Below are 7351 nucleotides of genomic sequence, written 5' to 3'. Positions count from 1 at the left end.
GGCGTGCCGCCCACCATGCAAGCCGCGCCGGCGCCGTACGCCGGCGGCGCCGCAGCGCCGGCCCTGGCCGCCTCCGCCCCCGCCGCCCAGCCCGCCCCATCGTCCTCGGTCAAGCTGAGCGGCGTGCTGCGCGGCAGCAGCGGCCGCACCACCGTCTGGCTCAACCAGGTGCCGCAGGACAGGGGCGCCCGCGCCGTGCCCGGCCAGGGCGTGGCGCTGCGGCTGTCGTCCGGGCGCCAGGTCATCCTCAAACCGGGCCAGAGCTTCGACTCTTCCAATGGCAATATCCAGGAAATCGGCCACTAGCCGCCGGCGCCAGCGCGGCGCGGCGCTGCTGCTGCTGCTGGCGATGACCAGCGTCGGCGCGGCGGCGGTGCTGATCAGCGCGCTGAGCCACGACAACGGCCAGCAGCGCCGCAGCGCGCTGACGCTGGCGCGCATGGCGCAGGCGCGCGAGGCGCTGATCGGCTTTGCCGCCGTCAACGGCCGCCTGCCGCGCCCGGCCGCGTCGGCCACCGACGGCAGCGAGGCCGAGGCGCCGTGCGCGTCGGAACACGCCTGCACCGGCTTCCTGCCCTGGGTCACGCTGGGCGTGGACGGCGCCGACGGCTGGGGCAAGCTGCTGCGCTACAGCGTCACGCCGGCCTACACGCGGGCGCCGGTGCTGCGCATCTCGGCCGTCGCCACCAAGACCGTGTCCGAACGCGGCGCCAGGGGCGAATCCGAATACCGCGTCGGCCAGGCCAGCTGCGACCTCGGCGCCCAGTGCGCGCCGCTGGTGCTGCTGTCGCACGGCCAGCGCAATTTCGGCACCTCGATGCTGGGCGTGGCGCAGGCCAACACCGCCGCCGGCAACCTGGACGAGCAGCAAAACGCCAGCGACAGCGTGCACTTCATCAGCCGCGCCTTCAGCGCCGATCCGGCCGCGCCCGGCGGCGAGTTCGACGACCTGGTGCTGAGCGTGCCGCTGTCCCTCCTTTACAAACGAATGGCGGCGGCCCACCGCCTGCCTTGAGCCCATGAAGAAACACAGACAACACGGTTTTACCCTGGTTGAAATCGCCATCGTGCTGATCATCGTCGGCCTGATGGTGGGCGGCCTGCTGGCCCCGCTGAGCATGCAGCTGGAGCAGCGCAAGACCTCGGAAACCCAGAAGGCGCTGGAAGATGCGCGCGAAGCGCTGACCGGCTACGCGCTGCGCAACGGCTACCTGCCCTGCCCGGCCATCTCGGCCAGCAACGGCCTGGAGGCGCGCGACGGCAACCATTGCGCCAACGGCCGCCGCAGCGGCTTCCTGCCGTGGGCGACGCTGGGCTTGGCCAAGCTCGACAGCTGGAACCATTTGTTCCGCTACAGCGTCACGCCGGCCTTCAGCGACAGCGGCGCGCTGTTCAACCTGAGCACGCCGCGCGACATCACCGTCGCCACCCGCGACGGCAGCGGCCAGCTGGTGGCGGCCACCGCCGTCAACGACATCCCGGCGGTGATACTCTCGCACGGCAAGAACGGCTACGGCGGCAGCAACGAGCTCGGCGGCCTGATCGCCAACGCCCCCAACAACAACGACGACGAGCAGCTCAACGCCCGCTCGGACACCCAGTTCATCAGCCGCTACGCCAGCGACAGCGCCACCGCGCCGGGCGGCCCGTACGACGACATCGTGGTCTGGCTGTCGCCCAACATCCTGTTCAACCGCATGGTCGCGGTGCAGAAAATCCAATGACGGCCGCGCCGCCCCTGCACCGGCTCCGGGCGGTGCTGCTGATCGCCCGCTACACGCTGCTGGAGGCGCTGCGCAACCGCCTGCCGTGGCTGCTGTTGCTGGCGCTGGCGGCGGCGCTGTGCGTCGGCGGCTTCCTCGGCCAGCTGGCGCTGACCGAAAGCCGGCAACTGCAGGCGGCGCTGGTGGCGGCCGTGCTGCGGCTGGCGGCGGTGTTCCTGATCGCCACCTTCGTCATCGGCAGCATGGCGCGCGAGGCGGCCGACAAGGGCGGCGAACTGCTGCTGTCGCTGGCCCTGCCGCGCGCCGTCTACCTGCTGGGCAAGCTGGCCGGCTACGGCGCGCTGGCGCTGCTGCCGGCGCTGCTGTTCGGCGCCGCCGCGCTGGCGTACGCGCCGGCCGGCCAGGCCGCGTTGTGGGCGGCCTCGCTGCTGGGCGAGCTGTGGATCGTGGCGGCCTTCAGCCTGCTGTGCGCGCTGACCCTGAACCAGACGCTGCCGGCCTTGTCGGCCGCCTGCGCCTTCTACCTGCTGGCGCGCGTGCTGACCACGCTGCAACTGCTGGGCCACGGCGGCACGGCCCAGGCCGGCCTCGGCCAGCGCTGGCTGACGCACGGCCTGGACGCGCTGGCCCTGCTGCTGCCCCACCTGGACGGCTTCGCCCGCAGCGACTGGCTGCTCTACCACAGCGGCAGCCTGGCCGACCTGGGCTCGGTGGCGCTGCAGACCGCGCTGTCGGTGGGCTTGCTGACGGCGGCCGCGCTGTTCGACCTGTACCGGAAAAACCTGTGAACACCAGGCTGCGTCCGCTGTCGTCGGTGCCGCCGGCCGTGCGCCTGCTGCTGGCGGCGGCGCTGGCCTTGCAGCTGGGCTGGCAAGCCACGCGGCCGCCGCCCCAGGTGCGGGCCGAGGCGCTGCCGCCGGCACCACCACCGGCCGCGCTGCAACTGGCGGCGCTGGGCGACCCGGCCGCGCTGTCGCGCCTGCTGATGCTGTATGTGCAGGGCTTCGACGAGCAGGCCGGCGTGCGCATCGCCTGGCGCGACCTGGATTACGGCAAGCTGCGGCTATGGCTGGAGCGCACGCTGGACCTCGATCCGCGCAGCCAGTATCCATTGCTGGCGGCCAGCGAAGTGTATGGCGCGGTCGGCGATCCGGCGCGCGTGCGGCTGATGCTCGACATGGTCTACCAGCGCTTCGGCGAAGACCCGAACCGGCGCTGGCCGTGGCTGGCGCACGCGGCGGTGGTGGCCCGCCACCGCCTGCACGACCTGCCGCTGGCGCTGCGCTACGCCCGGGCGATACGCTTGCAGGCGAGCGGCCCGCAAGTGCCGGCCTGGGCCCGCGAGCTGGAGCTGTTCGTGCTCGAAGACATGAACCAGGCCGAGGCGGCGCGGGCGCTGATCGGCGCGCTGCTGGCCAGCGGCCAGATCACCGATCCCAACGAACTGCGCTTCCTGGAACAACGCCTGCAAAGCATGGGCCCGCCGCCCTAGGCGGACCGGCCGTTTCGGACTATCATGGCGTTTATGCAGCGCAATCCCGATGCGCCCACAACACAATCACTTGCAAGACGTTACGAAAGGATGCCCCATGCGCCGAGCCCAACGCGGCTTTACCCTGGTTGAGATTGCGATTGTCCTGGTCATCATCGGCCTGCTGCTGGGCGGTGTGCTCAAGGGGCAAGGGCTGATCGACAGCGCCAAGGTGAAGAACATCATCCAGCAATCGAACGCGCTGTCGGCGGCGGTCAACTCCTATCAGGACAAGTTCCACGCACTGCCGGGCGACGATCCGCAAGCCACCACCCACGCGCCCGGCGCCACCGGCAACGGCAACGGCGACGGCCAGATCGCCGAGTACCAGCTGGCGCCGCAGCACCTGGCGCTGGCCGGCTTCATCACCGGCTCGTTCAACGGCACCACCGACTTCATGACCAGCGCCCAGGGCGGCGCGGTCTACATCTACAACGACGCGGTGGGCGGCCGCGCCGGCAACGGCATCCGCATCGACAACCTGCCGGATTCGTTTGCCGAACAGGTCGACAGCAAGCTCGACGACGGCAAATACAACACCGGCTCGGTGCGCGCCACCGCCGTCTACACCAACAACGGCACCGTCATCCAGCGCACCGCCCTGTTCTTCTGACGCCATGGCGGCACTCGCCGGCGCACGGCCGCCGGTCAATTCGCGGCTTGAGCGCCCGAAAACGGATTGATTAACCGCGTCCCTGCGCCGGTGCCGGTGCTGCACGCGGTAGCCGCGCGCCCCTCGCTCGCCAGGCGCTGTTTGAAATAGGCCAGCCGCTCGGCCTCGCCCGGATCCGCCCGGTCCGGGTGAAAATTCTGCGCAAAGTACATCGCCTTGCCGGCATCGGCCGGGCCCAGGCTACCGTCGTCATAATGCATGGCCAGGAATAAATTGGCTTCGGCCAGTCCGGCGCCGGCAGCGCTCAGTGCGTTGCGCTCTATCGACGCAAGCTGGTCGCCTTGAGCGTTGGCCCCGTCCGCCAGCCCGACCTGGTGGACCACCAGGCCATTGGCCGCGGCCAGCAACCGCGCCTCGGCCGAATGCGGCAGGACGCTATCGAGCGTGGCGAGCGGGTTGCGTCGGAGGCATCGGGCACAGGCAGGGTGCAAGGCGGATAAGTGGCGGCTTCAACAGAAACAGTTGGCCGATGCGCTGGCGCCCCGCCATCCACCGGCCTGACAGCGACAGCCGGCGGCGGCGACGGGGCGGTGACAAACCACCACGTCAAGCCGGCCGCGATCAGCACGGCGGCCGACACGCCGGAGACAATTTTTTTCATTGAGTGACTATAAATCTATCGCCGATAAACCATCCGCAAGATGCAGCTTGTCCGCATTGTCACGCCACCCCGTCATCACGTGCCTGACCTTGCCTTCTTTGACGAAATAGAAGGTGGGCGTCTGGCGCATATCCAGCATCGTCCAGCCGCGCCAATGATAAGCCAGGGATATCGGCAGGGATGGATACTGTTGATTCCATGCGATGAAGTCATCAACATCGAGGTCCATCTGGTGCGGCGCCAGCAGCTGCAAGCTCCCGTTCAAGCGCCGCATCAGCATCGGATCGTCCTTCATCGCCGTGAAAGCGTTCTGCGAAAAATGGCAGCCGGGATTGGTGATCATTAGCACCGTAGGTCGCAGCGGCAGCGGAGCAGCCGTCGCAAACAGCTCACTGCGTCCGGAGACCAGGTGCATCAGGGTGGGCGTGGCGACTCCGGCGCCGGTGGACATGCGTATCTCCGGCGCCGTCTTGAGTCGATCGGGAAAGCGCTGCGCCAGCCGCCTGGCGAGATCCAGGCGCCGGCAGTAATAGCAGGCGTTGTAGGTCTGCTGCCGCTGCAGCGGCGTCACCTGCATGCGCTGCTCCAGCAGCGCATAGACCTGGTAGAGGTGAGCGAGAACCTGCTGATCGGCCGTATAAAAGATTATCGCGTACAACGCGTCAAAGGCGGCGGCCACTTCGCGCGTCGTCATACTCTTCAACTGTCCGACCGACTTGGCCGCGCGCAGCCTTTGGGCATAGTAGGCCTGGTATAGCAGCGCGGCATCGGTTTGCGGCAAATGCAGGGACCAGACGTATTCCTCGAATACCCGCGGCGCAAGCTCAAGGGCGGCAGGCCTGGCGGCGCGCACCAGCGGCGTGGCGGCTGCCCACGCGCCCAGTCCGGCCGCCAGCCGCAAGGCGCGGCGGCGTGGCGTCGATACGGATTCGAGCATCGGCGTATCCGGTCGGCCGCACTGGAAATTCAGCATCCCTTGCGACAGATACTGAAGTTTTTGACTTCACAGGTGGCGCGCGCAACACACGCATAGCCGGCGACGTCCTTATCCGTGGTATCGCTCGGGTCCGGCGCAGGAGGTGGGGTCGGCTCAGCCGGCGTGCCGCCGCCGTCATCCCAGCCGCTTCCGCCGTCTTCACCGCATTCGCTACTGCCGCAGCGTTCCAGGCTGACGAGCAAGTGACGGTCTTTCATCGAGACCACGCGCGTCGGCTTCATCAGCGCGATCGTGTTGCGCGCACCAAACAAGGCGAGTAATTTATCAATCTGGGTGGGCGTCAGTTCGGCCTGCAGATCGCGATACGAAAAGCCGGTCAAGCCGGACTGGTTGAAGGTCAGGCTGTCGATGAATGCGCGGCGCCCCGCCGGCGTCAATGGAGAAAAAGCCGATTGATACGCAGGCGTCACCGCCAAATAACGATCCAGATCCTGCTTGGACTTGATCGGCGCCAGCAAGCGGTCCAGCCTGGAGGCGGTACGCACCGATTCCACCGCCGATACCGCAGGTGCCGAGACCACACCCAGCACGGCGCCGGTCAACAGAAGACACCGCAAGGATTTTTTAAGCATGACTAATTTTATTAATTTAAAGAATATCAATTCTATCAATGTTTTCTTCTGCAAATTCTCTGAAATTGTCACAAAGCAAGTTCATTGATATCGCAAATTAAAAGCACGTGCGTACTTTTATTCGACTAGAATAGCTGACACTTACAACAGCGGGAGACAGCATGTTCGAAGAATTCATCGGTACCAAGGAAGTGTCGGCACGCCACCAGTTCGACGTGGCGGCGCTCGACGCCTGGCTGCGCCAGCACGTCGCCGGCTATCCGGACGGCGCGCTAGTCGTGGAACAGTTCAAGGGCGGCCAGTCCAACCCCACCTACAAGCTCAACATCGCCGGCCAACACTATGTGCTGCGCACCAAGCCGGCGCCGGCCGCCAAGCTGCTGCCGTCGGCCCACGCGATCGAACGCGAGTACCGCGTGATGGATGCGCTCAACCGGCACGGCTTCCCGGCGCCGCGCCAGTATGCGCTGTGCACCGACGAGGACGTGATCGGCCGCGCCTTCTACGTGATGGAGTTCGTCGAAGGCCGCGTGCTGTGGGACCAGGCCCTGCCCGGCATGACGCCGGCCGGGCGCGGCGCCATCTACGATGAGCTCAACCGCGTGATCGCCCAGCTGCACACGGTGGACTACGCCGCCATCGGCCTGGCCGACTACGGCAAGCCCGGCAACTACTTCGCGCGCCAGATCGAGCGCTGGAGCAAGCAATACCTGGCCGCGCAGACCGAGACCATAGACGCCATGGACCAGCTGATCGCCTGGCTGCCGGCCCACATTCCGCCGGGCGAAGACACCTCCATCGTGCACGGCGACTTCCGCCTCGATAACATGCTGTTCCACCCGACCGAGCCGCGCATCCTGGCCGTGCTGGACTGGGAACTGTCGACGCTGGGCCACCCCTTCGCCGATTTTTCCTACCACTGCATGAGCTGGCACATCGAACCCGGCCAGTTCCGCGGCATCGCCGGGCTGGACCTGCAGGCGCTGGGCATCCCGTCGCAGCAGGAGTACATCGCCCGCTACGCCGAGCGCACCGGCAAGACCATCCGGCTGGAGGATTTCAACTTCTACCTGGCGTTCAATATGTTCCGCCTGGCGAGCATCATGCAAGGCATCATGAAACGCTACGTGGACGGCACCGCCGCCAGCGCCCAGGCGCTGGAATCGGGCCGCATGGCGCGGCCGATGGCCGAGCTGGCCTGGGCCTACGCCTGCGGCAAAAAGATCTGACCGGGCCGGGACAAAATCACTTTC

At 67.3% G+C, this 7351-nt stretch carries 9 protein-coding genes and 1 pseudogene; 7 read left to right on the top strand and 3 right to left on the bottom strand.

What is annotated here, in order from left to right; genetic code table 11:
- The 6 genes and pseudogenes from GEV01_RS30890 to GEV01_RS29675 form a co-directional block, all read left to right on the top strand.
- A pseudogene (locus GEV01_RS30890) lies at positions 1–306 on the top strand (hypothetical protein); the annotation flags it as partial.
- Positions 278–1015 carry a hypothetical protein gene (locus GEV01_RS29695; protein ID WP_152809888.1) on the top strand — a complete coding sequence of 246 codons (738 nt, stop codon included), beginning with the start codon at positions 278–280 and terminating at the stop codon, positions 1013–1015. The pseudogene GEV01_RS30890 and the gene GEV01_RS29695, both read left to right, overlap by 29 nt.
- 4 nt (positions 1016–1019) lie before the next feature.
- Positions 1020–1724 carry a type II secretion system protein gene (locus GEV01_RS29690; protein WP_152809886.1) on the top strand — a complete coding sequence of 235 codons (705 nt, stop codon included), beginning with the start codon at positions 1020–1022 and terminating at the stop codon, positions 1722–1724.
- Positions 1721–2512 (top strand): ABC transporter permease, encoded by a 792-nt coding sequence (locus GEV01_RS29685; RefSeq protein ID WP_152809884.1) that lies wholly within the window; start codon positions 1721–1723, stop codon positions 2510–2512. The genes GEV01_RS29690 and GEV01_RS29685 overlap by 4 nt, the downstream gene beginning before the upstream one ends.
- A complete protein-coding gene (locus GEV01_RS29680) occupies positions 2509–3216 on the top strand; it encodes a hypothetical protein (RefSeq protein WP_328595661.1) in 708 nt (235 codons plus the stop codon). Before GEV01_RS29685 ends, GEV01_RS29680 begins: the two co-directional genes overlap by 4 nt.
- A 97-nt stretch (positions 3217–3313) precedes the next feature.
- Positions 3314–3868, top strand: a complete 555-nt coding sequence (locus GEV01_RS29675; protein ID WP_152809882.1) for a prepilin-type N-terminal cleavage/methylation domain-containing protein — start codon at positions 3314–3316, stop codon at positions 3866–3868.
- 35 nt (positions 3869–3903) lie between these two features.
- Here GEV01_RS29675 and GEV01_RS29670 read toward each other — a convergent pair whose 3' ends face one another.
- The 3 genes from GEV01_RS29670 to GEV01_RS29660 all read right to left on the bottom strand — a co-directional run bounded on the left by GEV01_RS29670 (position 3904) and on the right by GEV01_RS29660 (position 6098).
- Complete coding sequence (locus tag GEV01_RS29670; RefSeq protein WP_152809880.1) at positions 3904–4275, bottom strand: hypothetical protein; 372 nt, start codon at positions 4273–4275, stop codon at positions 3904–3906.
- Between the two features lie 261 nt (positions 4276–4536).
- On the bottom strand, positions 4537–5466 hold the full coding sequence (locus GEV01_RS29665) for a thioredoxin domain-containing protein (RefSeq protein WP_152809878.1): 930 nt from the start codon (positions 5464–5466) through the stop codon (positions 4537–4539).
- 29 nt (positions 5467–5495) lie between these two features.
- Positions 5496–6098: a hypothetical protein gene (locus tag GEV01_RS29660; RefSeq protein WP_217428529.1), complete on the bottom strand. Its 603-nt coding sequence runs from the start codon at positions 6096–6098 to the stop codon at positions 5496–5498.
- Between the two features lie 161 nt (positions 6099–6259).
- Here GEV01_RS29660 and GEV01_RS29655 point away from each other — a divergent pair, with 161 nt between their 5' ends.
- Positions 6260–7327, top strand: a complete 1068-nt coding sequence (locus GEV01_RS29655) for a phosphotransferase (RefSeq protein WP_152809875.1) — start codon at positions 6260–6262, stop codon at positions 7325–7327.
- Positions 7328–7351: the final 24 nt, after the last annotated feature.

Origin of the sequence: Rugamonas rivuli (assembly GCF_009380165.1) — a bacterium.
Lineage (GTDB): Bacteria > Pseudomonadota > Gammaproteobacteria > Burkholderiales > Burkholderiaceae_D > Rugamonas > Rugamonas rivuli.
Note: the sequence above shows the minus strand (reverse complement) of the source record. Positions and strands in the feature narration are given on the sequence as shown.

What these genes read in the sequence shown, in the direction of transcription:
- GEV01_RS29695 (WP_152809888.1), top strand. Translation starts at nt 278, where the DNA reads ATGGCAATATCCAGGAAATCGGCCACTAGCCGCCGGCGCCAGCGCGGC.
- GEV01_RS29690 (WP_152809886.1), top strand. Translation starts at nt 1,020, where the DNA reads ATGAAGAAACACAGACAACACGGTTTTACCCTGGTTGAAATCGCCATC.
- GEV01_RS29685 (WP_152809884.1), top strand. Translation starts at nt 1,721, where the DNA reads ATGACGGCCGCGCCGCCCCTGCACCGGCTCCGGGCGGTGCTGCTGATC.
- GEV01_RS29675 (WP_152809882.1), top strand. Translation starts at nt 3,314, where the DNA reads ATGCGCCGAGCCCAACGCGGCTTTACCCTGGTTGAGATTGCGATTGTC.
- GEV01_RS29665 (WP_152809878.1), bottom strand. Translation starts at nt 5,466, where the DNA reads ATGCTCGAATCCGTATCGACGCCACGCCGCCGCGCCTTGCGGCTGGCG.
- GEV01_RS29660 (WP_217428529.1), bottom strand. Translation starts at nt 6,098, where the DNA reads ATGCTTAAAAAATCCTTGCGGTGTCTTCTGTTGACCGGCGCCGTGCTG.
- GEV01_RS29655 (WP_152809875.1), top strand. Translation starts at nt 6,260, where the DNA reads ATGTTCGAAGAATTCATCGGTACCAAGGAAGTGTCGGCACGCCACCAG.